Genomic DNA, 24679 nt, shown 5'->3' on the forward strand with positions numbered 1-24679 from the left:
CGGCCACGCCCGATATACCCAACGCGCCCAATACACCCGACATGCCCCCCTCCAGCGACGCCGGCGAGGCGGGACACTTCGGCCTCCTGCACGAACTGCTGCGCTCTCCCGCGTTCATCGTCGGCGCGCTGATCGTGCTGTGGTGGATCGCCTGCGCCATTGCGGGCACGTGGTTCGCGCCGTTCGATCCCTATGCCTCCGACCCGCTCAACTCGCTCATGCCGCCCGACCACACGCACTGGTGCGGCACCGATCAGTTGGGCCGCGACGTGTGCTCGCGCGTGATCGCGGGCGCGCGCGACATCCTCACCATCGCGCCGCTCGCCACACTGGCCGGCACGCTGGCCGGCGCGGCGCTCGGCCTCGTCACGGGCTACTTCGAAGGCTTTGCGGGCCACCTCGCCGCGCGCACGCTCGATGCCGTGCTCGCGCTGCCGCTCGTGATCGTCGCGCTGCTCGTGCTGGCCGCCGTCGGCGCGTCGAACCTCGCGGTCGTGCTCGTGATCGCCATCACCTTCGCGCCGCTGATCGCACGCACCGTGCGCGCCGCCGTGCTCGCGGAGCGGCACCTCGACTACGTGGCCGCGGCGCAGTTGCGCGGCGAGCGGGCGCCTTACGTGATGTTCGCGGAAATCCTGCCGAACGTCTGGCCGCCCATCGTCGTGGAGGCGACCGTGCGTCTCGGCTACGCGATCTTCGCGGTCGCGACCCTTTCGTTCCTCGGCTTCGGCATCCAGCCGCCCTCGGCCGACTGGGGTCTGGCGCTCGCCGAATCGTATGCACTCCTTGCGGGTGGCGCCTGGTGGACCGTAGCCTTCGATGCGCTCGCCATCGCCTCGCTCGTGGTGGCCGTGAACCTGATCGCCGACAGCCTGCGCGAGGCGCTCGAATCATGAGCCCGCGACACGCCACCCAGCACGCCACCTTCGACGCCGGACGCGGCGCGGCGGACGACGCCCTCTCGCTCGTCGGCCTCACCGTGGCGTATCGCGTGAAAGGCCGCGAGCGCGATGTGCTGACCGACGTTTCGCTGCGCATCCGGCGCGGCGAGGCTTATGGACTCGTCGGCGAATCGGGTTGCGGCAAATCGACGGTGGCGCTTGCCGCATTGCGCTATCTGCCGCGCAACGGGCGCGTGAAGGCCGGGCGCATCGCGATTGCGGGCGAGGACGTGCTCGGCCTCGATGCCGACGGACTGCGCAGCCTGCGCGCGAACGCCGTCTCGATGGTCTATCAGGATCCCGCGAGCGCGCTCAATCCCTCGCTCACGATCGGCCGCCAGTTGAGCGAAGCCTTCGAGGCCGCGGGCCTCGGCGCCGCCGAGGCGCTCGCGCGCACGCCCGAGATGCTGCGGCGCGTGCGCATTGCGGATCCGGTGCGGGTGATGGCGAGCTATCCCCATCAACTCTCGGGCGGCATGCAGCAGCGCGTGGTGATCGCCATGGCGCTCGCTTCCAACCCGGCGCTCCTGATCCTCGACGAACCGACTACGGGGCTCGACGCCACCGTCGAAGCCGAAGTGCTCGCACTGGTGGCGCAGCTACGCGAGGAACTGGGCACGGCCGTGCTGCTCATCAGTCACGATCTTGCCGTGATCGGGAAGATGTGCGAGCGCGTCGGCGTGCTGTATGCGGGGCGCCTCGTCGAAGAAGGCGCGACCGAAGACGTGTTCGCGCACGCACGCCACCCCTACACGGTGGGGCTGCTGCGCTGCCTGCCCACGCGCGGACGCAACAAGGACGAAGGACCGCTCGACACGATTCCCGGCGAACTGCCCGCGCCCGGCACGCTCGGGCGCGGCTGCGTGTACGCGCCGCGCTGCCGCCTCGCCGACGCGCGCTGCGTCGAGCAGACACCGCCGCCGCATCGCCTGGAAGCGCCGCACGGCGAGCAGATGTCGCGCTGTCACTATCACGAGCGCGCCATCGATCTGCCGGCCGCCGAAACGACCGCGACGCACGCAAGCGCTGCCCCCGTGGAGCCCGAGGTGGTGCTGCGCGCGATCGACGTCTCGCGCACGTTCGGGCACGGCGCGCAGGCCGTGCGCGCCCTCGACGGCGTTTCGATCGAACTGCGCGCCGGGGAAACGCTCGGCCTCGTCGGCGAATCGGGCAGCGGCAAGACCACGCTCGCGAAGCTGCTGCTAGGCCTCTACCCACCCGACTCGGGCGGCCGCATCGAACTCGACGGCGAAGCGCTCCCCGATCGCGTCGGGCGACGCAGCGCCAGGCAGCTCGAAGCATTGCGGCTCGTCTTCCAGCATCCCGACGCGTCGCTCAACCGGGCGCTGCCGGTCAAACGCCTCATCGGCCGCGCGCTCGCACGCACCACCCGGGCGGCGGCCCGCGATGAAGCGAGGCTCGCCACGCTGCTCGACGCCGTGCGCGTGCCCGCACGCTATCTTGCGGCGCGCGCGCGCCAGCTTTCGGGTGGCCTCAAGCAGCGCGTGGCGATCGCCCAGGCGTTTGCGGGCGAGCCGCGCGTGGTGATCTGCGACGAACCGACTTCCGCGCTCGACGTCTCGGTGCAGGCCGCGATCCTGAACCTGCTCGCGGGACTGCAACGCGAGCGCCGCGTGAGCTACCTCTTCATCTCGCACGACCTCGACGTAGTGCGCTATCTCGCCGATCGCGTGATGGTGCTCTACGCGGGCCAGGTGGTCGAAGCCGGCCCCACGCACGCGCTGTTCGAGCGGCCGAGCCATCCGTATACAGAAACCCTGCTCGCTGCGCAGGCCTTGCCCGAACGTGCGGAGAACGGTGCGCGCGCACGCGCTTCGGGCTGCGTGTTCAGCGGACAATGTCCTCGCCATATCGGCGCGATCTGCGACACCGAAGCCCCGCCGTTCGCGCAGGCCGGCGACGGCCACCGCATCCGCTGCCACATCCCCGTTGCCGAACTGCGCGTGCTGCAGGAAACCGCGAACGCCGCCCACGAGTGACGGCAGAACGCGCGTCTGCGTGCGCTTGTGCAACCGCTTGTGCAACGAAAACGCGTCCCTGGTACACAGGCGTTTCATTGCCGAAACGTTTTCAGCCGTTTTCCCCCCACGCAACCGCTACAAACATTGTCGAGCGCCGCGCTGACGGGGCCTGGCGGGCGATGGCATGGAACTCGCTCTATCAGACTCAGGCATCCGGCCGCTGCGCCGGCGTGATATCGCGGGTCGTCACGCCCAGCCAGCGGGAGCCCGGTCGCATGATGCGCTTGTTTTCTGCCGTCCCGCCCCCGCGGGCTACGACAACCAGCAAGTAGTCCTGCCTATTCCGGCTCGCTCGCCGATTCGTCGGCCGGATGTCCTGCATACCGCCCAGGCCGACACGCATGCGCACGCCGGCCTTACGCGGCGGGGACCTGTAGGGGGGTTGGCGTGTGTGCGCTACCGCACGCTGCCAGACATAAGGCGCACGAGAGGCAACGGCGGCATCACGTCGCTGCCTCCCGGGAGAAGGCTATGAAAAATACGACGATTCATCAGTACTGCTATTGGATTGCCCGGGGACTCGCGGTGAGTGCGATCGGCGCGGGCATTCTGCTGCCGGCGCTCGCAGCCCACGCCGGCGACAGCGACGCCATCGCGGCAGGGGTCATCGATGCCACGGCTGCCCTGCCCGCCAGCAGTGCAGCGGGAACCCCTCCCACAGCACAGGTCGCGCAGGCAGACTCCACGGGTGCCGGCTCGGCTTCCGGCCAGGCTTCGGGCTCGCCCAGTCTCGCCGACGATGTCGCCACCGTATTCCAGTTCAACAACGACTGCAGCGGACGCAACGGCGGTTGCGCCGGCCGCCCCGGCGGTGGCGGCATGAGCACAGCCAGCGCCAACAACGGCGGCGGCGTGGGCACGAGCGGCACGGCCGGCACTTCCGGTACGGGCCGCGGGGCGGCGGGCGGCAGCAGCTCTGGCGCAGGTGGCTCCGGCCCCGGCGGGTCGAATGGCGGTAGTGGCAGCTCGGGCGGTGGTGGTTCTAACGGCGGCGGCTCTAATGGCGGTGGCGGTTCCAGCGGCGGCGGCGGTTCCAACGGCGGCGGTGGCTCTAACGGAGGTGGCGGTTCGAACGGCGGCGGGGGCTCTAGTGGCGGCGGCGGCTCCAGCGGCGGCTGCGGCTGCGGCGGTGCCGGAGCCGGCGGCCCCGGCGGCCCTTCGGGCGGTGGATTCGGTGGAGGCTTCGGCGGCGGGTTCGGCGGAGGCTTTGGAGGCGGATTCGGCAAAGGTGGTCCCTCTGGCGGCCCGGGCGGCGGGTTCGGCAGCGGCGGTCACGGTGGCGGCAATGGCGGCGGCAAGGGTCACTGACCTCGCACGGCGGTGCGCGCGCGCAGCCTCGGTCACTCCGAATTGGCGCGATAACCGGTCGCGCCAGTCAAGGCAGCGGCGGCGGCATCCCGGTCCCCCGGCCGGCTGCCGCCGCCGTGGGCCGGACACCGGGTTCCCCGCGTGCCTGCTCGCCACGCGCTATCGTCTGTGAAACGCTCCCCCGAGCTCCCCCGCAGACCCGCATCCGGCGCCAGCCGATCCCCATGCGCCACCGCCTTCCCCTCTCACAGCATTTCAAGCGGACGCTTGCCGCGCGGCGGTTTGAAGTACGCGTCGAGCGCCGCGAGTTCTGCCTCGCCCAGCACGAGATCGAGCGCGGCGCGGTTGTCGCGCACATGCTCGATGCGCGCCGCCTTCGGGATCGCGCACACGCCCGGCTGGCGCAGCACCCACGCCATCGCCACCTGATACACCGAGACGCCGCGCGCCTGCGCGATGTCGTCGAGCGGCGAGCGCTTCGGAAGCCGCGCATGATCGACGGGGCTATAAGCCATCACCGGCATGCGATGTTCCGCGCTCCAGGGCAGCAGATCGAACTCCGGGCCACGGCGGGCGACGTTGTAGAGAATCTGGTTGGTGGCGCATCCATCGCCGTCCGGCACGGCGAAGAGTTCTTCCATGTCGTCGGTATCGAAGTTGCTCACGCCCCAGTGGCGGATCTTGCCCGCACGCACGAGCGCCTCGAACCCTTCGACGGTCTCTTCGAGCGGCACGCCGCCGCGCCAGTGCAGCAGATAGAGATCGAGCCGGTCCGTGCCGAGACGCTTGAGGCTCGCCTCGCAGGCCGTCTGCACGCCGCGACGGCTCGCATTGTGCGGATACACCTTGCTCACGAGAAATACGTCGTCGCGCAAGCCCTGCAAGGCCTCGCCGACCAGCCGTTCGGTCGCGCCGTCGCCGTACATTTCGGCGGTATCGACCAGCGTCATGCCGAGCGCGATGCCCTCGCGCAGCGCGGCGATCTCTTCGGCCCGGCGTGCGCTGCGCTCCCCCATCTCCCAGGTGCCCTGGCCCAGCTTCGGAATGCGCTCGCCGTCGGGCAGCGCGACATGGGGAAGTTCGATCGTCATGATGGCAGGCTCCTTGCACCGCGCCCCGCGCGCAAAACGCGCCCGGCAGCGGCAACAGTCGTCGCAAAAAAACGCGGGAGGATCAGTGTATCGCCTCGCATCGCGTAACATCATGCGCCCATCCGTAACTCGCCCATTAGCGCGCTGGCGCGCCTATGTCATAAAATTGCCGTTCGCCTCCCCTGCCCGCTTCCCATGAACGCTCCCACGGAAGACCGCTGGCGCGACCTGCGCCCGGACCCGGACAACGATACGCCGCTCTATCTCCAGCTCGCCCGCAAGCTGAGCGGCGCCATTCACGAAAACCGCTGGAACGCCGGCGAGGCGCTGCCCTCCGAGCGCGTGCTGGCCGACGCGCTGGGCGTCTCGCGCATCACGGCGCGCAAGGCGATCGCGCTGCTCGTCGAGCAAGGGCTCATCCGCCGCACGCAGGGCGCCGGCAGCTTCATCACGCCGCGCTACGAAGATCCGCTCTCGCGCCTCACGAGTTTCAGCGAGATGCTGCGCCAGCGCGGCTTCACGCCCAGCTCGCGCTGGCTCTCGCGCGAAATCCAGCCCGCGAGCCGCGACGAGGTGATCCAGCTGGGCCTCTCGCCCGCGGCCGCCGTGACACGGCTGAAACGTCTGCGCCTCGCGGACGGCATCGTGATGGCGGTCGAAAACTCCACCTTCCCGGCGGCGTTGATTCCCGATCCCGGCGCGATCGGCGACTCGCTCTACAGCTTTCTCGAACAGCGCGGTCTGGCGATCGTGCGCGCGCTGCAGCACTTTCGCGCGGTCAACGCGAGCGAGGAAATCGCCCGGCAAATGAGCATCGCGCCCAACGAGGCGCTCCTGCTCATCACGCGCGTGGGCTATACCGCCGACCAGCGCGCCATCGAACTCACCGACACCTACTGCCGCAACGACTACTACGATTTCGTCGCGGAACTGCGCAAGTAGGCGGCGCGCTCACTGCACGATCACCATGCGGGCGCATCGGTGCCGACCGGCACGGGCGGGCGCGCGAAATACGGCGGCGTGAGTTCCAGCGCCTCGGCGCTCGCCGCCACGCGCAGCCGCCCGAAGGGCGAGTCCATCGATTCGAGGCAGTCGGCCACGTCGGCCGCCTGCGGGTCGGCCACGCGCTGCCCGTTCTCCACCTGCCCCATCGTCTGCAGCCAGCGGCCCGTCTGCGCGAGCGACACCCGTACGTGCCAGCTGCCGCCCTCGGTCGCGCGGCGCGCGAGCGCCACCATCGCACCGAACGCGGCGAGATAACCCGTCGCATGATCGAGCGCCTGGCAAGGCAGCGGCTGTGGCTGCGCGAACGGCTCGACGCCGCGGCCGCGCGAGGCCTCGACACTCTCGGCCCAGACGATGCCGCTCGCCGACTGCACGAGACTGTCGAAGCCGCGACGCTCCCGCCACGGCCCTTGATGGCCATATGCGCTGACCGAAACGCACACGATGCCAGGCGCAAGACGCGCCAGTTCTTCGGGCGCAAAGCCGCGCGCAGCGAGCGCGCCGGGGCGGTACGACTGCAGAAACACATCGGCGCCGCGCGCGAGTCCGCGCAGCGTTTCGCGGGCATCGCGCTCGCGCAGGTCGAGCGTGGTGGAGCGCTTGCCGCGCCCGTTGTCGATCACGAGCGGCGCGATATTGGGCAGATGCGGACCGTTCACGAGCAGCACGTCGGCGCCGTGCGAGGCCAGCGTGCGGCCCGCTACGGGCCCCGCGATGATGCGTGTGAGGTCGAGCACGCGCACGCCTTCGAGGGGACGCACTGAGGGACGCGCGGCGTCGAGCCTGCCCGCGCGCGTGCCCGGTTGCTCGGGCGGCGCGTCGCCGATGCGCTCGATTTCGAAGAGCGGCAGGCTCGCGATGGCTTTCGCCTGTTCGAGCGCCGACCACTCGCGCGGCGAGCGGATGAGCGCGGCGCACAGCCCCGCCTGCGCCAGCGCGCTGTCCAGCTCGGCGCCATCCCATCCGAGTATGGCGCGGGCAACGGCTTCGCGTTCGCCCGAACAGCCGAGCACGCGCAGGATGCCTTCGAGGTGGTGCGCGAAGTTCGCATGCAGCTGGATCCAGCGGCCGTCGCGCGTCCTGAAGTAGCCCGTCACCGGATGACGCAGCTCGATGGGCGGGCCGCCCTCCACCTCCAGATAGCGCTCGCTGCGAAACGCGGCGAGCGCGCGGCGCACGTCGACTGTCACGCGTTGCGCGCACCCGGTGCGCAGGCGATGAAGCTGTGCCGCGGCGAGCCCGGCCGCGCCGGTCGTGGCCGCGGCCAGCGCGCCCACGCGAAAGATCGACGGCAAGGCCGGGTCGTCGCCCTCGACCTGCAACAGGTCGAGGGCGGCCGGATCGCAGTCGGCCAGCATCCAGAGGTGTTCGAGCGCATCGCGTGGCGTCATGGCGGCCAGTCCTTTTCTGTCAGGGAAAACGCTATCGAGTCTAGATTCGCTGCCCGCCGCCAATCAATCTTGATTAAAATAATCAATATAGATTGATTTCTCCGCTTTCCCGACGCGAGCCACCATGTCCAGCTATATGACCGCGGCCGAAGCCGCCGACGCCCTCGGCATCAGCCGCGCCACGCTCTATGCCTACGTGAGCCGCGGGCTCCTCTCTTCGGTGCCCGCGGCCGAGGGGCGGCAAAACCGCTACTCCGCCGCCGAGGTGCGCCGCCTCGCGCGCCGCAAGGCCGACGGCAAGCGCGCAGGCAAGGTCGCGCAGAAGGTGCTGGACTGGGGCGTGCCGGTGCTCGAATCGTCGATCACGCTGATTGCCGGGGGCAAGCTGCACTATCGCGGCCAAGATGCGGTCGAACTCGCCCGCCACGCCACCCTGGAAGACGTGGCCGCGCTGCTATGGGAATGCGCGCCGCGGCGTATCGCGCAAGCGCCTGCTGCGCCCATCGCGACGGCGCAATGGGCGGCCTGGCTCAAGCTGTGGAGCGCGCATACGCCGCTCGAACGCGCGCTCGTGCTGCTGCCATCCGCGGCCGCACAGATGCCGCGCGTCTGGGCGCAAGGCCGCGATGCCCAGATCGACACGGGCGCGCTGCTCATGCGGCTCCTCGCCGCCGCCATGATTTCCGCGGCGCCTTCGAACGAGCCGCTGCACCGCCAGCTGGCCCAGGCCTGGGGGGTGAAATCGCGCGCGCAGGCCGAACTGCTGCGCGCGGCGCTCGTGCTCTGCGCCGATCACGAATTGAACGCATCGACCTTCACGGTGCGCTGCATCACGTCGACCGGCACGCATCTGTTCGGCGCGGCGACCGGCGGACTCGCCGCGCTCGCGGGACCGCGCCACGGCGGCGAGATCGTGCGCGTGGCCGCCCTCTTCGACGAGGCGGCGCGCGCGGGCGACCTGCATCGCTATCTGGCCGAACGCCTCGCGCCCGACGAGCGCGGCGTGGCCGCAAGGCTGTCGGGCTTCGGGCATCCGCTTTATCCGGAGGGCGATCCGCGCGCCCGGCTGCTGCTCGACCAGCTTGCGCAGCGCGCGGGCACGCGCTCGCCGATGGACGATATCGATGCACTCGCCCAGGCCGTGGCCGAAACCACGGGCGCGCGGCCCACGGTGGACTTCGCCTTGACGGCGATCGAGCGCGTGCTCGATCTGCCGCGCGGCGCGGCGTTCACGCTGTTTGCGGTGGGACGGGTGACAGGCTGGATCGCGCACGCGCTGGAGCAGACCGCCGACGGGCGTCTGATCCGGCCTCGCGCGCGCTATGTGGGAGAACTGGGGATCGCCGGGTGAACTGCGGCGAAGTGCGGCGCAGTGCGGTGAAACGCGCCGCTCAGGCGCGGATCTGGGCGGCCGCCCGCGTGCGCCAGCCCGCGCGCCCTGCCCACTCGCGCACCACGCCGGCGAGCGCCGCCGCGAACCCCTGCGCCTCGACCGGGCGCGCCGCCGCCGTGACCCCGCCGAGCGCCAGCACGAAGCGCGCGCCCGCCTGCCCCGCGCTCAGATGGACGGCCGTGCCGCCCGCGAGCTCGAACGACTCGCCCTTGCGCAACCAGTAGTCGCCGGAATCGCCCTCCATCGTGAGCCAGAGCTCGCCCTCGCTCACGTGCAGTTGCAGCGGCTGAGCGAGCCGCCAGGTCTGCACGGGTTCCTGATGCTCCAGTTCGAATATGCGGATTTCACGCATCGCAGTGCTCCTTGAACGCCTTTGCCAGTCAGCGCATTATTGCGGGCAGCGTCACGCAAACCCATGCACAGTTCCGAACAGTTTGTGCGGAACTGTGCAGTCGAAAAACCGGACAGTTAGCCCCTTGCCGGGGCCGACCGTCCCAGGCCGCGAGGCAGGCATGAAATTCGAACTCGACCGCGCGAGCAGCGTTCCGCTCACCGACCAGATCGTCTCCGGCGTGCAGACGTGGATCCGCTCGCGCGCGGCGCACCCGGGCGCGCGCCTGCCCTCGATCCGCCAGTTCGCCGCCGACTACCGCATCAGCCGCTTTCCCGTGATCGAGGCCTACGACCGCCTCGTCTCGCTCGGCTATCTCGACTCGCGCCAGGGCTCGGGCTTCTACGTGAGCGAGCACGCGAGCGCGGGCATGTCCGGCATGGGCAGTTGCGACCTCTCGAACGCCGCCGACGAATCCGGCCACCTGCTCTCGGCGCTCAACCGCCCCGGCGAGGCGCTGCAGCTCGACAGCGGATCGATCCCGCAGGCCTGGCGCGATCTCGACGCGCTCGGCCAGGCGATTCGCCACGTCTCGCGCACCGACCCGACGAGTCTCGTCGATTACGGCTCGCCGCTCGGCGACGCAACCCTGCGCGAGCATCTGCGCAACCGGCTCGCGCCGCTCGGCATCGTCGCCGACGCGCAGCAGATCCTCATCACCGAAGGCGCGAGCGAGGGCTTCGACCTTCTCATGCGCTACCTGCTCAAGTCCGGCGATACCGTGTTCGTCGAAGATCCCGGCTACTACAACCTCTACGGCCTCCTGAAGCTGCACGGCGTGAAGCTCGTCGGCATCCCGCGCACCGTGAACGGCCCGGACCTCGACCATCTGCACGCGATGCTCGCCGAACACCGGCCGCGCGTGTTCTTCGTCAACACGGTGTTCCACAACCCCACCGGCACGACGATCGCGCCGCCCGTCGCCTTCCGGCTCTTGCAGCTCGCGCGCGAGCACCGCTTCACCATCGTCGAGGACGACATCTACGCCGACTTCCAGACCGACCCGTCCGACCGCCTCGCCGCGCTCGACCAGTTCGAGCACGTGATGTACGTGGCGGGGCTCTCGAAAACGCTCTCCTCGTCGCTGCGCGTGGGCTACGTGTCGGCCAGCGCCGCCGTCATCCGCGACCTCGCCGCCATCAAGGCCCTCACCTCGATCAGCGGTTCGCGCTTCACTCAGGCCGTGGCCGCGACGCTGCTCGAACGCGGCGCCTATCGCAAGTACCTCGAACGGCTGCGGCGGCGCATGACCGAGGCGCTCGGCGGCGCCACGCGCACCCTGGAGGAACACGGCTGGGAGGTGTTCGCGCGGGCGCCCGGCGGCGAAGCGGGCGGCCGGTTCGGCGGCAAGTTCGTGTGGGCGCGCGTGCCGCAGGTCGAAGATTCGGCGCGGCTCGCGGCCTGCGCCGAGCGCCTCGGCGTCACGGTGTCGCCGGGCAGCCACTTCCGGCCGCATGGCGAGACGTGCCCCTGGATTCGCATCAACGCGGCGCTCACGCTCGATCCGCGCGCCCAGGCGTTTTTCGCGGAAGCGGCCCGACTCGAGGGTTGATCCATCGCACGGCGACGTTAGCGCACCGGCGCGGCGCCCGGCCCGCCGCAACTGCGTCCCGCCGTCGTTTTCCCTACAATGGCGGCTGCCAGCCCACCGCTTGAGCGCCGAGCCACCGCCCTGCCGCCCCATGTCCGCCCCCGCCAGCCAGCCCACTCCCACCACCCCGTCTCCCCGCTCGCTGTCCGTGATGCTGTGGCTCGTCGCCACCGGCTTCTTCATGCAGACGCTCGACTCCACCATCGTCAACACGGCGCTGCCCGCCATGGCGACGAGTCTCGGCGAGCGCCCGCTCAGCATGCAGTCGGTGGTGATCGCGTATTCGCTGACGATGGCCGTGATGATCCCGGTCTCCGGCTGGCTTGCCGACAAGCTCGGCACGCGCCGCGTGTTTCTCGGCGCGATCCTGGTTTTCACGATCGGCTCGGTGCTGTGCGCGAGCGCGCCGACGCTCACGCAGCTCGTGCTCGCGCGCATCGTGCAGGGCGTGGGCGGCGCGATGCTGCTGCCGGTCGGGCGGCTCGCCGTGCTGCGCACCTTTCCCGCCGAACGCTATCTGCCCGCGCTCTCGTTCGTCGCGATTCCCGGTCTCATCGGCCCGCTGATCGGCCCGACGCTGGGCGGCTGGCTCGTGCAGATCGCCTCGTGGCACTGGATCTTTCTCATCAACGTGCCGGTGGGCGTGGTGGGCTGCATTGCCACCTTCATCTTCATGCCCGACAGCCGCAACCCCGACACCGCGCCCTTCGACCTGCCCGGCTACCTGCTGCTCGTCACCGGCATGGTGACGATCTCGTTCGCGCTCGACGGCCGCACCGAACTCGGCATCCAGCAGGCCACCGTGCTCGTGCTGCTGATCCTCTCGCTCGCGGCGTTCGTCGCCTACGGGCTGCACGCCGTGCGCGCGCCGCACCCGATCTTCTCGCTCGATCTCTTCAAGATCCACACGTTCAGCGTGGGGCTGCTCGGCAACCTGTTCGCGCGCATCGGCAGCGGCGCGATGCCGTATCTGATTCCGCTGCTCCTGCAGGTCGCGCTCGGCTATACGCCGTTCGAAGCAGGCCTCATGATGCTGCCCACCGCCGCCGCGGGCATGTTCTCCAAGCGCCTCGTCACGCATCTCATCATGCGCTACGGCTACCGCCGCGTGCTGGTGACGAACACCGTGCTGGTGGGCGCGGCGATGGCGAGCTTCGCGCTGTCCACGCCCGCCGAGCCGCTGTGGCTGCGCATCGTGCAGCTGGCGATTTTCGGCGGCGTGAATTCCATGCAGTTCACGGCGATGAACACGCTCACGCTCAAGGATCTCGGCACCGGCGGCGCGAGCAGCGGCAACAGCCTCTTCTCGCTCGTGCAGATGCTTTCGATGAGTCTCGGCGTGACCGTGGCCGGAGCGCTCCTCACCACCTTCACCGGGATCATCGGCCGCCATCTCACGGCCTCGAACGTGATTCCGGCCTTCCACGCGACCTTCATCTGCGTGGGTATCATCACGGCCGGCTCGTCTTGGATCTTCGCGCAGCTCGCCTCCGATCTGAAACGCACCGCGAAAAAGACCGATCCGTCCGAGCGGACGTAGCGGGGGCCCGGCGAGATTCGCCGCACGCGCGAACACGCACCGCGGCGGTGCAGACAGCGACCGCGCGGTGCGCGCCTCGCCGCCGCGCGCACCGCGCAGCCGCGCAATGCGGTCCGCTCACGGCCCCGCCGCACCGGCGCCCCATGTCGGCGAACGCGCATACTTTTTGCTGACCTATCCTGTACTGTAAACTTGACGCTTCGGCGTCGCCCTCCCTCCACGTGCGCGCCTCATCGATATGACCAGCATGATCGACCTCGATCCTCCCGGCTTCCAGTCGCGCCCCGTCGCAGGCGTCGAAGGCGCCCGCCGCACTGTGCTGTACGGCGGCTACACCGTTTTCAGCGTGTTTCAGCCGGTGTTCTCGGTGGCTCACCGCCGCGCGATCGGCTATCACGCCACGCTGCGCGCGCACGACGAGCACGGCCAGCAGGTGCCGTCGCAGGAGGTCTTCACGCAGGCCGCGCGCCGCGGCGATCTGCTCGAGCTCGGCCGCCTCGCCGAATCGCTGCACCTCGGCAACTTCAACGCGTTCGATTCGCATGACGAATGGCTCTTCCTGAGCCTGCACCCGGCCGCGCTCATGGACACGAGCTACGGCGACGCCCTGCTCGCCGGCATCAAGGCGCTCGGGCTGCAGCCGCAGCGCGTGGTGCTCGAAGTGTCGGAACAGGCGGGCGGCGAGAATTCGCGCTTCGCCGAGATCATCGACGGTCTGCGCAAGAGCGGCTTCGTGATCGCGCTGGACGGCTTCGGCGCGAAGCATTCGAACATCGACCGCGTGTGGCAGCTGCGTCCCGACATCGTCACGCTCGACCGCAGCCTGCTGACCCAGGCGAGCCGCCATGCGCATATCGAACGTGTGCTGCCGGGGCTCGTTTCGATGCTGCACGAGTCCGGCCAGCTCGTGCTGGTGGGCGGACTCTCGACCGAGCGCGACGCGCTGATCGCGCTGGAAAGCAACGCCGACTTCGTGCAGGGCGCGTACTTCGCGCGGCCCGAGGTCGAGCCGGTGCCCCCCGCCACGGCGGCGCGGCTGATGGACGAGCTCTCGGCGCGGCTGCGCGAGCGCGTGTCCGGGCGCGAGCAGACCCAGGCGGCGCGGCTCGCGCCCTATGCAAGCGCGATGGAGACCGCGGCTGCGCAACTCGCCGCCGGTGCGACGATGAGCGATGCGACGCTGCCGCTGCTCGGCCTCGACGAAACGGCGCGCTGCTTCCTGCTGGACGCCTCGGGACGGCAGATCGGCGACAACGTGGTGCCCGACGGCCGCACGTCGCAGCGCGCCAAGCGCTTTCGCCCGCTGTTGCATTCGGAAGGGGCAAGCTGGGAGCGGCGGCCCTATTTCATCGGCGCAATCCGCACGCCGGGCCGCGTGCATCTCACGCCGCCCTATCTGTCGATCAACGAAGCGCACCTGTGCGTGACCGCCTCGATCGCGGCGCAAACCCCGCAAGGGATGCAGGTGCTGTGCGTGGACATCAACTGGGAAGTGACCGCGCAGCGGGATTAGTGCGCCGCCAGCAGGGCCGCACACGAGGCCACGCTCGTGAGCAACCGGCGCACCGCTGTACCGCCAAAGACATGGTTGGCCGCCCGCAGCGCGGGCGTGTCCGAGCGCATTTCGATGCGGATCGCGGTCGCTCCATCGCCGTCGCCCTCGCCATCGGCCGCGAAACGCACCTGGAGCCACATCGCCAGCTCGCCGTCTTCGGCAACGAGCACGACACCCGACTCGCCGTCGAGCGTCAGGGCTTCGGCGTGCAACGCGCCCCGCTCCACGGCCGCCATCGGCTCGTCGAGCGTGGCCAGTTCGTCTGCCCGCTGCGTCCCCGCCTCCGGCACCGCCAGTCCGAGTAAATCCATCAGCCCGGCCCGGTCCTGCGCCTCCAGTACCTCGCGCAGCCGCTCGACCGCACGCGCATGCCGTGCCGGATCCGCAGGCGCTTCCCGCACTCGCTCCCCTTTCTGCGCCCCTTTCTGCGCCGCCTGTTCGCGCGCGAGCCGCGCCTTCGCCCGGTGCACGATCTGCCGGCAATGGGCCGGCGTGCAGCCCACCAGCGCGGCAATCTCCGCGTAATCGCACTCGAACGCCTCGCGCAGCACGAACACGGCCTGCTCGACAGGGCCAAGCCGCGCGAGCACGACGAGCCAGGCGTCGGCGAGGCGCGCGGCGCGCAAGCCGGCCTCCTCGGCCGAGGGCGCCACGTCGTCGAGCCAGGGCTGTGTCAGGCGCGCAAGTGCATCGCCTTCGCGCTCGCGGCGCTGGCGTCGCAGCCGGTCGATCGCAAGACGCACCGTCACTGTCGCGAGCCACGCCTGCGGCACGTTCACGCTCGAGGTATCGGCCTCGCGCCAGCGCAGCCACGCGTCCTGCACCACGTCCTCGGCTTCGGCGCGGCTGCCCAGCACCCGCGCGGCCAGCGCGAGCAGCCTCGCGCGCAACGCGTCGAAGACGGCGGCGCGACCGGCGCCGTCTTCGCGGGATTCGTCTGCACTTTGCGTCATTCGCTTTGCTCCTTCGCCTCGATGCGTGATTCGTCTTGCGCGGAAATGCGGGAGCGCCTTTCGCCTGCTGGGTGCCTTGCTGGCCGCCTTGCCGGTCGCCCGCACGCGTGAGACGAACGGCATCGTGCCGATGTGACACCCGCTCGCAAAAATATCGTCGTCACGAAGCGCGGCGCGCAGACGTCTTGACCGGGACGCCGCCCATTCGCGCGCCACGCCCTTCCACCGCGAGGACCACCATGCACCCTTACGACACGCATCAGCATCATGCTTCAACGCGCCCGAGCGCGCTCAATCTCGTGCCCACCGTCATCGAAACCTCGGGGCGCGGCGAGCGCGCCTACGACATCTATTCGCGTCTTTTGCGCGAGCGGATCGTGTTCCTCGTCGGGCCGGTCAACGAGCAGACGGCAAGCCTCGTGGTCGCGCAACTGCTCTTCCTCGAATCCGAGAATCCGGAAAAGGACATCAGTCTCTATATCAATTCGCCGGGCGGATCGGTGTACGACGGCCTCGCCATCTACGACACGATGCAGTTCATCAAGCCCGAAGTCTCGACGCTGTGCACGGGCTTCGCGGCGAGCATGGGCACCTTCCTGCTCACGGCCGGGGCGCGAGGCAAGCGCTATGCGCTGCCGAACGCGCGCATCATGATTCATCAGCCTTCGGGCGGCGGCCAGGGCACGGCCGCCGACATCGAGATCCAGGCGCGCGAAGTGCTGTACCAGCGCGAGCGCCTGAACGCCGTCATGGCAGAACGCACGGGCAAAAGCGTGGAGCAGATCGCGAAGGACACCGACCGCGACCACTACATGTCGGCCGATGCGGCCGCGCAATATGGGCTGATCGATCGCGTGATCGGTTCGCGCGACGAGCAGTTGCCGCGCTAGCGCACGCGAGGTGCCCGCCGGCGGGCGCCGTTCTTCAATGGAGGGTTGCTCAGCCGAGCCGCGCCGCAAGCCACGTCGAAAGCACGCCCTTGTACTCGGCCACGAGCAGGCGGCGCTCTTTCGGCTTCGCCGCCGCATACAGCGGATTGAGGCTCTTGACGATCCCCAGCATGACCTCGGCGATGCGGTAGGCCTCGTCGGGCGCGAGCGCACTGTTATAGCGCTGGAAAAGCGCCGAGAAGCGCTCGCGCAGGCGGTTGCGCGCCGCGGCGTCGCGCCGGAATCCGAGCGGCACCGAAAGCAGCGGCAGGTACGCGGGATAGTCGGCCATCAGCTCGACCATCATGTCGAAAAGCCGCTCGACCAGCCCGGCGAGCGGCAGTTGCTCATCGCTATCCTCGCCGGACTCGATCAGCGCGCTCCAGCGCGCATCGATTTCGTCGCCGTAGCGTTTGCGCAGCGCGAACGCCAGCGCTTCCTTGTTCGGAAAGTACTGATACGCCGCGCCGATCGACACTCCCGCCTGCTGTGCGATCTGGGTCATGGTCGCGCTTTCGAATCCGCGTTCGGCAAACGCGTCGCCGGCCGCGTCGAGCAGCGCCTCGACCGTGCGCGCGGCGCGCTCCTGGCGCGGCACGCGCCGCGAAGCGGTGGGATCGTCCACCGGGCCTGCCGCCATATCTGAAGCCTCCCTCACATCTGGTGTATCATTATCTGAGTCCATCCTCACATATAGGTGACCCATGACGCAAGCTCTTTCCATCGAAGCGCGCCGCACGGCGCTCGTGATGATCGACCTCCAGCACGGCATTGTCGGCCGCTCGCTCGGGCCCTACGGCGGCCCGGAAGTCGTGGCGCGCGCAAAGCAGCTCGCCGACGCGATGCGCGCCAAAGGCGCCGCCATCATCTGGGTGCGCGTGCTGCTCAACGAACTGAATTTCCCGTCGGCGGACGCGCCCACGCGCGCGCCGGACGCGCCGCCCGCACCGGCCATCGCGTCGGAACTCGCGCCCGAAGCCGGCGTGCAGCCGGGCGACATCGTCGTGTCGAAGCGTCAGTGGGGCGCCTTCTACGGCACCGATCTCGAACTGCAACTGCACCGCCGCGGCATCGACACGATCGTGCTGGGCGGCATCGCCACGAACTTCGGCGTCGAATCGACGGCGCGCGCGGCTTACGACCGGAACTTTCGCCTCGTGTTCGTCGAAGATGCCACGTCGAGCCTCGCGGCCGACATGCATCAGTTCACGTTCGAAAAGCTGTTCGCGCACATGGGTCACGTGCGCTCGACGCAGCAGGTGATCGAAGCGCTGGCGTGACACGGCGGCAGTGAAAATGAAAAAGCCCTCGACCATGAAATCGAGGGCTTTTTTTCAGGTGCCGCGCGAAAGCGGCACGATCGTGCGAAAGACGCCTTAGGCGAAGTTCTTCGCTGCGAAGTCCCAGTTCACGATGTTCCAGTACGCTTCGACGAACTTCGGACGCGCATTGCGGTAGTCGATGTAGTAAGCGTGTTCCCACACGTCGATCGTGACGAGCGGCTTTGCGTCGGTCGTGATCGGCGTGGCGGCGTTGCTGGTCGAAACGATGTCGAGCGAGCCGTCTGCCTTCTTCACGAGCCACGTCCAGCCCGAACCGAAGTTGCCGACTGCCGCCTTCGAGAAGGCTTCCTTGAACGCGTCGAACGAACCCCACTTCGCGTTGATCGCGTCGGCCAGCGCACCCGTGGGCGCACCGCCGCCCTGCGGCGAGAGGCTGTTCCAGAAGAACGTGTGATTCCAGACCTGGGCCGCGTTGTTGAACACGCCACCCGACGACTTCTTGATGATCTCTTCGAGCGAGAGCTTTTCGAACTCGGTGCCCGGGATCAGGTTGTTCAGGTTCGTGACGTAGGCTTGATGGTGCTTGCCGTAGTGGTAATCGAGCGTCTCTTCCGACATGTTCGGAACGAGGGCGTTCTTCGCGAACGGCAGCGGCGGGAGCGTAAATGACATGATGCGGTTCCTTCGTCGTGTTATGGGGAGTTCTGCGTGATAACCGGCATGGAGCACTCGATTGTAGGCGAGTTGGAATAACCCCGCAAACGCGCGGACTTTATGCCGGATATGCTTCGCACAGGGGTTTGCGCATGCCTTTCAGGCCTCGCGGCGGCACCGCTTCGACACCGGCGCGAGGAGGTGAATGTTGCATGGGCGGATACGCCGTTCGACACTCGCGCAACGCTGTTTCAGCAGCCTGAACGCCAGCATGGCGACGCATGCCGGTTGAGGTGCGCATGGGGCGTGCCCCGGTGCTTGCCCCGGTGCTGCCGGACGCATCGGCACGTCGCGCCATGAAGCGAAACGGCTCAGAACCCGTCGGCAAGTCTCGGCTGCACGTCGGCCAACGCGACATCGGCGCCGCCTTCTGCGAGATGCACGGTAAGCCGCTTGCCGGGCTTGAGCGCCGCAGGCGAACGGATGGCCGCACCGTTTTGTGCGTCGATGAGCGCCGCATAGCCGCGCTCGAACGTGCGCTGCGGGCTCAGCACTTCGAGCCGCGCACCCAGTCCGGAAACCCGTGCGCTCTCGCGCTCTCGCTGACGCGCGAAGGCGCCCTCCAGCCGGCGGCCCAGCGCCTCCACATACGCGGTCTGCGCCGCCGCGTCGGGACGCGCGCGCTGCCAGCGCATCTGCACGACATTGAAGCGCGCGCGGGCATCGGCCGCCGCGCGCGAGCCCGCCGACGCGAGCCGGATCGCCAGCTGGCGCAAATGCGTGCGCTGCTGCGCGAGCCGCTCCGCGGGCGAGACGAGGCGCCGCGCCAGCCAGTCGAGCTGCTGCGCGCGACGCTCCATGAGCCGCCCGAAGCCGCGCGCGAGCGCCGCATGGCGCTGGTCCAGTTCGCGCAGCAGCAACACGCGCTGCGGGCTCACGAGTTCGGCGGCGCCGGTGGGCGTGGGGGCGCGCACGTCGGCGGCAAAGTCGGCGATGGTGAAATCGGTTTCATGGCCCACGCCGCTCACCACGGGGATCTCGCTCGCCGCAATCGCACGCGCGAGCGCTTCGTCGTTGAACGACCACAGATCCTCGATCGAGCCGCCGCCGCGGCACAGCACGATCACGTCCACTTCGGCGCGCGCGTTCGCGGCTTCGAGCATCGCCGTGAGCTTTTCGGCCGAGCCCGCGCCCTGCACCGGTGCCGGATAGACGATCACCGGCACGTGCGGCGCGCGACGGCACAACGTCGTCAGCACATCGCGCAGCGCGGCCGCCTGCATCGACGTGATCACGCCGATGGCACGCGGATGGGTCGGCAGCGCGCGCTTGCGCTCCGGATCGAAGAGGCCCTCGGCCTCCAGTTGCGCCTTCAGGCGCAGGAACGCCTCGTACAGGCGCCCCTGACCCGTGCGCCGGATCGCCTCGACATTGAGCTGCAGCTCGCCACGCGGCTCGTACATCGTCACGAGCGCGCGGACCTCGATGCGGTCGCCCTCGCGCGGCGTGAACTCGGCGTACTGCGCGCGCCCGCGGAACATCACGCAGCGAATCTGCGCCTGCGCGTCCTTGATCGAGAAATACCAGTGACCGCTCGCGGCGCGCGTGAAGTTCGACACTTCGCCCGAAATCCACGCGAGCGGAAACGTGCGCTCGAGCATCGAGGCGATGGCGCGGTTGAGCGCCGAGACCGGCACGACGACGTCGCCGCCGGCACCGCCCGCTGCACCGGAGGCGAAGGGAGAAGGGGAAAATCGATCGGAGTTCATGCTGAGCGTACAAATTTACGTGCGAAAACCAGGCCGGACAGACGATAGACCGTCCGACGGCCCGGCGTCCAGCGCGAACTGCGTACGCTGGCGGCAACATCGAGGTTTCCACATCGGAAGCGCGAGCGGCAAAAGCAGGCGGCAATGCGTCTCAGACGCTGAAAATTTTTACCATCCTTTTGATTTTAAAGCGTTTTTTATTGATATAACAAGTCGTCACGCCGATGGAATGCCGTGCGAACGGGCCTTCCGGCCATCGCGAAGCCCACTTCTCCACAAAGTTATCCACAGGCCGCTGGGCACCTGGACGCGTGCCGGTGCCGCGGCGGCGTCCCAGTTGGTAGCTTGCGGCGTGCCCGCCACCCGCGCTAGAGTGCCGGGTTCCTGGTAGCCTTGTGCAGCGCTGCGGGCAGTCCGCCTGCGGCGGCGCCCTCGTTCCGGCCAGGCCCTTCGTTCCGGAGAACCGCCCGATGCCAGACCTGCCCGCCTTGCCCGTCCTGCCTTATCGAGCGGCGAGCGCATGCAGCGCCTCGCGCACGCACCTCGCGAACGCATGCCGATGAGCGGCCTCGCCTCCCGGATCGAAAGCCGGCTCGCCCATGAGTGGCAGCACCGCGGCCCGCTCGCCTGGGCGCTCACGCCGCTTGCCGCTGTCTTCGCCGCCGTGAGCGGCGCGCGCCGCGCCGCCTTCGCGCTAGGCTGGCTCAAGACCGTGGAGGTGGGCGTGCCGGTCGTGGTGGTCGGCAACGTGACGGTGGGCGGCACCGGCAAGACGCCCACGGTGATTGCCCTGGTCGAAGCGCTGCGCACCGCGGGCTTCACGCCGGGCGTGGTCTCGCGCGGCTACGGCGCCAAGGTCGAACGTCCCACGCCGGTTACGGCCGCCACGCCCGCGCGCGTCGCCGGCGACGAGCCGCTCCTCATCGCGCGCCGCACCGGCGCGCCCGTCTGGGTGTCGCCCGACCGCGTGGCGGCTGCGCAGGCGCTGCGCGCCGCCCACGAAGACGTGGATGTGATCGTGAGCGACGACGGCCTGCAGCACTATCGCCTCGCGCGCGACTTCGAACTCGTGGTGTTCGACCATCGGCTGGGCGGCAACCGCTTCCTGCTGCCCGCCGGGCCGCTGCGCGAACCGCTGTCGCGCCACCGCGACGCCACGCTCGTGAACAATCCGTTCGAGCGGACGCTGCCGCCCTGGCCCGACACCTTCGCGCTCAAGCTCGAACCCGCCGATGCCTGGCATCTGGCCAACCCCGCCATGCGCCGCCCGCTCTCGCAGTTCGCGGAGCAGCGCGTCGTGGCGGCGGCCGGCATCGGCTCGCCGGAGCGCTTCTTTGCGACGCTGCGCGGTGCGGGGCTGGCGCCCCAGACGCTGCCGCTGCCCGATCACTACGCCTTCGCGACCAACCCGTTCGTCGAGGTGAAAGCCGACGCGATCCTGGTCACGGAAAAGGATGCAGTAAAATTGGGGGCCTGGAACGATGCGCGCATCTGGGTTGTCCCGGTCGAAGCCGCGCTCGATCATCGCCTTATTACTCTGGTTGTGGAGAAACTCCGTGGACGCTCGTCTGCTTGAAATCCTGGTCTGCCCGATCTGCAAGGGCCCGCTCAGCTACGACCGCGCCGCGCAGGAGCTGATCTGCAACGCCGACAAGCTCGCCTATCCCATCCGCGACGGCATCCCCGTGATGCTCGTGGACGAAGCGCGCCAGACCGTGGAAGGCACGGTGGTCGATCCGAACGGCCCGGGCGCGGCCTGAACACGCTGCCCCACTGAGCCGGTAACGGGCAACGGGCGAGCGATGAGCCTCGCCCGCTCTGCCGTCCGCGTTGTCGTCCGTGCGCGCCGCCTGCGGCGCGCTGTCGTTTTGAAGCCCTTCCCGAAAGAGCCATGACCGCACCCGTGCAACCCTTCATCGCCGTCGTGCCTGCGCGCCTCGCGTCCACGCGGCTGCCGAACAAACCGCTCGCCGACATCGGCGGCAAGCCGATGGTGGTGCGCGTGGCCGAGCGCGCCCAGGCCTCGGGCGCGCAGCGGGTGCTGATCGCCACGGACGCACCCGCGGTGCTCGACGCCGCGCGCGAGCACGGCTTCGAAGCGATGCTCACGCGCGCCGACCATCCCTCGGGCACCGACCGCCTCGCCGAAGTCGCCACCCACTACGGCTGGAGCGACGACACGATCGTCGTCAACGTGCAGGGCGACGAGCCATTGATCGATCCGGCACTCGTGTGCGACGTTGCGTCGCACCTGGCCGCGCACCCCGATTGCGCTATCGCCACGGCCGCACACCCGATCACGGCCCCGGACGAAATCCTCAACCCGAACGTCGTGAAGGTGGTGCTCGACGCACGCGGCGTGGCGCTCTATTTCTCGCGCGCACCCATTCCCTGGGCCCGCGACGCGTGGCAGCCGCACTGGTCGCCCGCACGCCTCGACCTGGCCGCAATGCCCGCCCCACCGGCACCCGCGACGGTTTACCGGCACATCGGCCTGTACGCCTATCGCGCGAAATTCCTGCGCAGTTACCCGACGCTCGCGCACTCGCCGATCGAACAAGTGGAGGCGCTCGAGCAGCTTCGCGCCATGTGGCACGGCGAGCGCATCGCCGTCCTCGTGACCGCCGAAGCGCCCGCGCCAGGCGTCGATACGCCCGCCGACCTTGCCCGTGTGCAGGCGTTATACCGGCCTTAATTCCGGTAATGGCTTAAAAAACCCATGGCATAATCAATTGTTTGCGCGAGCCGTCTAAAGCCTTTGTGCGTCGGGGTTTCCCCCATTTTTCGCCGATCTCGCCCCGCTGCGCCGCCCCCGTGTCCGTCACGCGACGCGCTTTGCGCGGGTCGAATCGTCGTCCCGCCGGCGCATGCCGCTGCGGTCGAGCGGTCGCCGCAGCGGTCGAGCGGTCGTTTACGCGAACGGGGATGGAGACACACGACGCCGCCGATGATGTCCCTCGAGGACACGCCGCGCCGCAAGAATTCACACAGATCGGAGATTGTTCACATGCGTTTGATCCTGTTGGGCGCCCCCGGCGCGGGCAAGGGAACCCAGGCAAGCTTCATCAAGGAAGAGTTCGGTATTCCGCAGATCTCGACGGGCGACATGCTGCGCGCGGCCGTGAAAGCCGGCACGCCGCTGGGCCTCGAAGCGAAGCGCTTCATGGACGCGGGCGAACTCGTGACCGACGAGCTCATCATCAATCTCGTGAAAGAACGCCTGCAGGAACCCGACTGCAAGAACGGCTACCTGTTCGACGGTTTCCCGCGCACGCTGCCGCAAGCCGAAGCAATGAAGCAGGCGGGCGTGGCGATCGACTACGTGCTCGAAATCGACGTGCCGTTCGACGAGATCATCACGCGCATGAGCGGGCGCCGCGTGCACCAGGGTTCGGGCCGCACCTACCACGTCAAGTTCAATCCGCCGAAAGAAGAGATGAAGGACGACGTAACGGGCGAGCCGCTCGTGCAACGCGACGACGACAAGGAAGAGACCGTGCGCAAGCGTCTCGACGTCTACGTCGCCCAGACCAAGCCGCTCATCGCCTACTACAGCGACTGGGCGAAGCGCGGTGAAGAAAACGGCCTGAAGGCGCCGCAGTATCGCGCGATCTCGGGTCTTGGCACCGTCGAAGAAATTCGCACGCGCGCGCTCAACGCGCTCAAGTAAGCCCTCCTTCGCCGGCCTGCCGGGGAAAACCGGCCAGGCCGGCTCTCCTCTTTGCCGGCCCCGGCTTCGGATCTTGCTGGTTTGCCTGCGGGCCGGCTGGCGCCGCGTCACAAGCGCGACGCCGGGCGGCCCGTTTTGCTTTTTCGTGCACGCCGCCCGCGCGACCACCATAACAAATGGAGCAGAGACACCATGCAGATCCGCGACAACGTATTCCTCATCACCGGCGGCGCCTCGGGCCTCGGTGCGGCCACCGCGCGCCTCGTTGCCGCCGAGGGCGGCAAGCCCGTCATCGCCGACCTCAATGAGGACGCCGGCCACGCGCTCGCGAAGGAACTGGGCGGCGTATTCGTGAAGTGCAACGTCGCGAGCGAGGAAGACGGCGCGCAAGCCGTGGCCGCCGCCACGGCACTCGGCACGCTGCGCGGCCTCGTGAACTGCGCGGGCATCGCGCACGCCGTGAAGACGGTCGGCAAGGACGGCCCGCATCCGCTCGACGTGTTCGCGAAGACCGTCACGGTCAACCTGATCGGCACGTTCAACATGATCCGCCTCGCGGCGGCCGCGATCGCGCAGACCGCGCCCCTCGAGGGCGGCGAGCGCGGCGTGATCGTCAATACGGCTTCGGTGGCCGCCTACGACGGGCAGATCGGCCAGGCCGCCTATGCGGCTTCGAAGGGCGGCGTGGTCGGCCTGACGCTGCCGGTCGCGCGCGACCTTTCGCGCAGCGGCATCCGCGTGATGACGATCGCCCCGGGCATCTTCGAAACGCCCATGCTGCTCGGCATGCCCAAGGAAGTGCAGGATGCGCTCGGCGCGATGGTCCCGTTCCCGCCGCGCCTCGGCAAGCCCGCCGAGTATGCGATGCTCGTCAAGCAGATCGTCGAGAACCCCATGCTCAACGGCGAAGTGATCCGCCTCGACGGCGCGATCCGCATGCAGCCGAAATAAGCAACGCCGAAGCGCGGCTGCGCAAGACGTTAAAAAACCCGCGATATGAACTGCACCCCAAAAGTTGGACACCGATCCAACCTCTGGGGTGTTTTTCATGGCGAAGTACACAGAGCAGTTCAAGCTGTCGGTGATCGCGGACATTGAGTCTGGAACGATGCTGTCCTGGCGCGCCGCTGCGCAGCGGCACAACGTTGACGAAGCGACGGTGCGTAAATGGGT

23 protein-coding genes are annotated in these 24679 nt (G+C 68.9%); 16 read left to right on the forward strand and 7 right to left on the reverse strand.

The window, feature by feature from the left end:
- The first annotated feature begins 41 nt into the window (after nucleotides 1-41).
- From U5760_RS29810 to U5760_RS29820, 3 genes are all read left to right on the forward strand, one after another.
- Complete coding sequence (locus U5760_RS29810; RefSeq protein WP_322015926.1) at nucleotides 42-896, forward strand: ABC transporter permease; 855 nt, start codon at nucleotides 42-44, stop codon at nucleotides 894-896.
- Complete coding sequence (locus U5760_RS29815) at nucleotides 893-2941, forward strand: ABC transporter ATP-binding protein (RefSeq protein WP_322015907.1); 2049 nt, start codon at nucleotides 893-895, stop codon at nucleotides 2939-2941. Before U5760_RS29810 ends, U5760_RS29815 begins: the two co-directional genes overlap by 4 nt.
- 513 nt (nucleotides 2942-3454) lie before the next feature.
- Complete coding sequence (locus U5760_RS29820; protein WP_322015908.1) at nucleotides 3455-4291, forward strand: hypothetical protein; 837 nt, start codon at nucleotides 3455-3457, stop codon at nucleotides 4289-4291.
- A 245-nt stretch (nucleotides 4292-4536) separates the two neighbouring features.
- On the opposite strand, the gene U5760_RS29825 is transcribed toward U5760_RS29820, so the two are convergent.
- Complete coding sequence (locus tag U5760_RS29825) at nucleotides 4537-5382, reverse strand: aldo/keto reductase (protein WP_322015909.1); 846 nt, start codon at nucleotides 5380-5382, stop codon at nucleotides 4537-4539.
- 195 nt (nucleotides 5383-5577) lie between these two features.
- Here U5760_RS29825 and U5760_RS29830 point away from each other — a divergent pair, with 195 nt between their 5' ends.
- The gene (locus tag U5760_RS29830) at nucleotides 5578-6324 is read left to right on the forward strand and encodes a GntR family transcriptional regulator (protein WP_322015910.1); all 747 of its coding nucleotides are present in this window, start codon (nucleotides 5578-5580) and stop codon (nucleotides 6322-6324) included.
- A gap of 20 nt (nucleotides 6325-6344) precedes the next feature.
- On the opposite strand, the gene U5760_RS29835 is transcribed toward U5760_RS29830, so the two are convergent.
- On the reverse strand, nucleotides 6345-7778 hold the full coding sequence (locus U5760_RS29835) for a CoA transferase (RefSeq protein WP_322015911.1): 1434 nt from the start codon (nucleotides 7776-7778) through the stop codon (nucleotides 6345-6347).
- Between the two features lie 124 nt (nucleotides 7779-7902).
- On the opposite strand from U5760_RS29835, the gene U5760_RS29840 reads away from it, so the two are divergent.
- A complete protein-coding gene (locus tag U5760_RS29840; RefSeq protein WP_322015912.1) occupies nucleotides 7903-9129 on the forward strand; it encodes a citrate synthase family protein in 1227 nt (408 codons plus the stop codon).
- 40 nt (nucleotides 9130-9169) lie between these two features.
- Here the strand turns inward: U5760_RS29840 and U5760_RS29845 are convergent, their stop codons facing one another.
- Entirely contained in the window at nucleotides 9170-9523 is a 354-nt protein-coding gene (locus tag U5760_RS29845; RefSeq protein WP_322015913.1) for a DUF2917 domain-containing protein, read from the reverse strand.
- Between the two features lie 160 nt (nucleotides 9524-9683).
- Here U5760_RS29845 and U5760_RS29850 point away from each other — a divergent pair, with 160 nt between their 5' ends.
- From U5760_RS29850 to U5760_RS29860, 3 genes are all read left to right on the forward strand, one after another.
- Nucleotides 9684-11114 carry a PLP-dependent aminotransferase family protein gene (locus tag U5760_RS29850; RefSeq protein ID WP_322015914.1) on the forward strand — a complete coding sequence of 477 codons (1431 nt, stop codon included), beginning with the start codon at nucleotides 9684-9686 and terminating at the stop codon, nucleotides 11112-11114.
- A gap of 130 nt (nucleotides 11115-11244) precedes the next feature.
- Nucleotides 11245-12693 (forward strand): multidrug transporter subunit MdtD, encoded by a 1449-nt coding sequence (gene mdtD / locus U5760_RS29855; RefSeq protein WP_322015915.1) that lies wholly within the window; start codon nucleotides 11245-11247, stop codon nucleotides 12691-12693.
- Nucleotides 12694-12931: 238 nt separating this feature from the next.
- Nucleotides 12932-14206, forward strand: a complete 1275-nt coding sequence (locus U5760_RS29860; protein WP_322015916.1) for an EAL domain-containing protein — start codon at nucleotides 12932-12934, stop codon at nucleotides 14204-14206.
- On the opposite strand, the gene U5760_RS29865 is transcribed toward U5760_RS29860, so the two are convergent.
- Entirely contained in the window at nucleotides 14203-15201 is a 999-nt protein-coding gene (locus U5760_RS29865; protein ID WP_322015917.1) for a sigma-70 family RNA polymerase sigma factor, read from the reverse strand. The genes U5760_RS29860 and U5760_RS29865 overlap by 4 nt on opposite strands.
- Before the next feature lie 239 nt (nucleotides 15202-15440).
- On the opposite strand from U5760_RS29865, the gene clpP reads away from it, so the two are divergent.
- Nucleotides 15441-16091 (forward strand): ATP-dependent Clp endopeptidase proteolytic subunit ClpP, encoded by a 651-nt coding sequence (clpP, locus tag U5760_RS29870; RefSeq protein WP_322015918.1) that lies wholly within the window; start codon nucleotides 15441-15443, stop codon nucleotides 16089-16091.
- Nucleotides 16092-16140: 49 nt separating this feature from the next.
- On the opposite strand, the gene U5760_RS29875 is transcribed toward clpP, so the two are convergent.
- Nucleotides 16141-16770 carry a TetR/AcrR family transcriptional regulator gene (locus tag U5760_RS29875; RefSeq protein WP_322015919.1) on the reverse strand — a complete coding sequence of 210 codons (630 nt, stop codon included), beginning with the start codon at nucleotides 16768-16770 and terminating at the stop codon, nucleotides 16141-16143.
- Between the two features lie 64 nt (nucleotides 16771-16834).
- On the opposite strand from U5760_RS29875, the gene U5760_RS29880 reads away from it, so the two are divergent.
- Nucleotides 16835-17410, forward strand: a complete 576-nt coding sequence (locus U5760_RS29880) for an isochorismatase family protein (protein ID WP_322015920.1) — start codon at nucleotides 16835-16837, stop codon at nucleotides 17408-17410.
- A 96-nt stretch (nucleotides 17411-17506) separates the two neighbouring features.
- Here U5760_RS29880 and sodB read toward each other — a convergent pair whose 3' ends face one another.
- Both sodB and xseA read right to left on the reverse strand, forming a co-directional pair.
- Complete coding sequence (sodB, locus tag U5760_RS29885) at nucleotides 17507-18085, reverse strand: superoxide dismutase [Fe] (protein WP_028225925.1); 579 nt, start codon at nucleotides 18083-18085, stop codon at nucleotides 17507-17509.
- Between the two features lie 353 nt (nucleotides 18086-18438).
- On the reverse strand, nucleotides 18439-19836 hold the full coding sequence (xseA, locus tag U5760_RS29890) for an exodeoxyribonuclease VII large subunit (RefSeq protein WP_322015921.1): 1398 nt from the start codon (nucleotides 19834-19836) through the stop codon (nucleotides 18439-18441).
- 559 nt (nucleotides 19837-20395) lie between these two features.
- On the opposite strand from xseA, the gene lpxK reads away from it, so the two are divergent.
- The 6 genes from lpxK to U5760_RS31725 form a co-directional block, all read left to right on the forward strand.
- Nucleotides 20396-21412, forward strand: coding sequence for a tetraacyldisaccharide 4'-kinase (gene lpxK / locus U5760_RS29895; RefSeq protein WP_322015927.1), 1017 nt, complete (start codon nucleotides 20396-20398; stop codon nucleotides 21410-21412).
- On the forward strand, nucleotides 21393-21596 hold the full coding sequence (locus U5760_RS29900; protein WP_322015922.1) for a Trm112 family protein: 204 nt from the start codon (nucleotides 21393-21395) through the stop codon (nucleotides 21594-21596). Before lpxK ends, U5760_RS29900 begins: the two co-directional genes overlap by 20 nt.
- A 131-nt stretch (nucleotides 21597-21727) precedes the next feature.
- Complete coding sequence (gene kdsB, locus U5760_RS29905) at nucleotides 21728-22531, forward strand: 3-deoxy-manno-octulosonate cytidylyltransferase (protein ID WP_322015923.1); 804 nt, start codon at nucleotides 21728-21730, stop codon at nucleotides 22529-22531.
- Between the two features lie 312 nt (nucleotides 22532-22843).
- A complete protein-coding gene (gene adk, locus U5760_RS29910; protein WP_322015924.1) occupies nucleotides 22844-23506 on the forward strand; it encodes an adenylate kinase in 663 nt (220 codons plus the stop codon).
- A 192-nt stretch (nucleotides 23507-23698) separates the two neighbouring features.
- Complete coding sequence (locus U5760_RS29915; protein ID WP_322015925.1) at nucleotides 23699-24457, forward strand: SDR family NAD(P)-dependent oxidoreductase; 759 nt, start codon at nucleotides 23699-23701, stop codon at nucleotides 24455-24457.
- 97 nt (nucleotides 24458-24554) lie between these two features.
- On the forward strand, nucleotides 24555-24679 hold a 125-nt coding region (locus U5760_RS31725), incomplete at its 3' end, for a transposase (RefSeq protein ID WP_415914205.1).

The sequence above is a fragment of the Paraburkholderia sp. J12 genome (genome assembly GCF_905220215.1).
Taxonomy (GTDB): Bacteria; Pseudomonadota; Gammaproteobacteria; order Burkholderiales; family Burkholderiaceae; genus Paraburkholderia.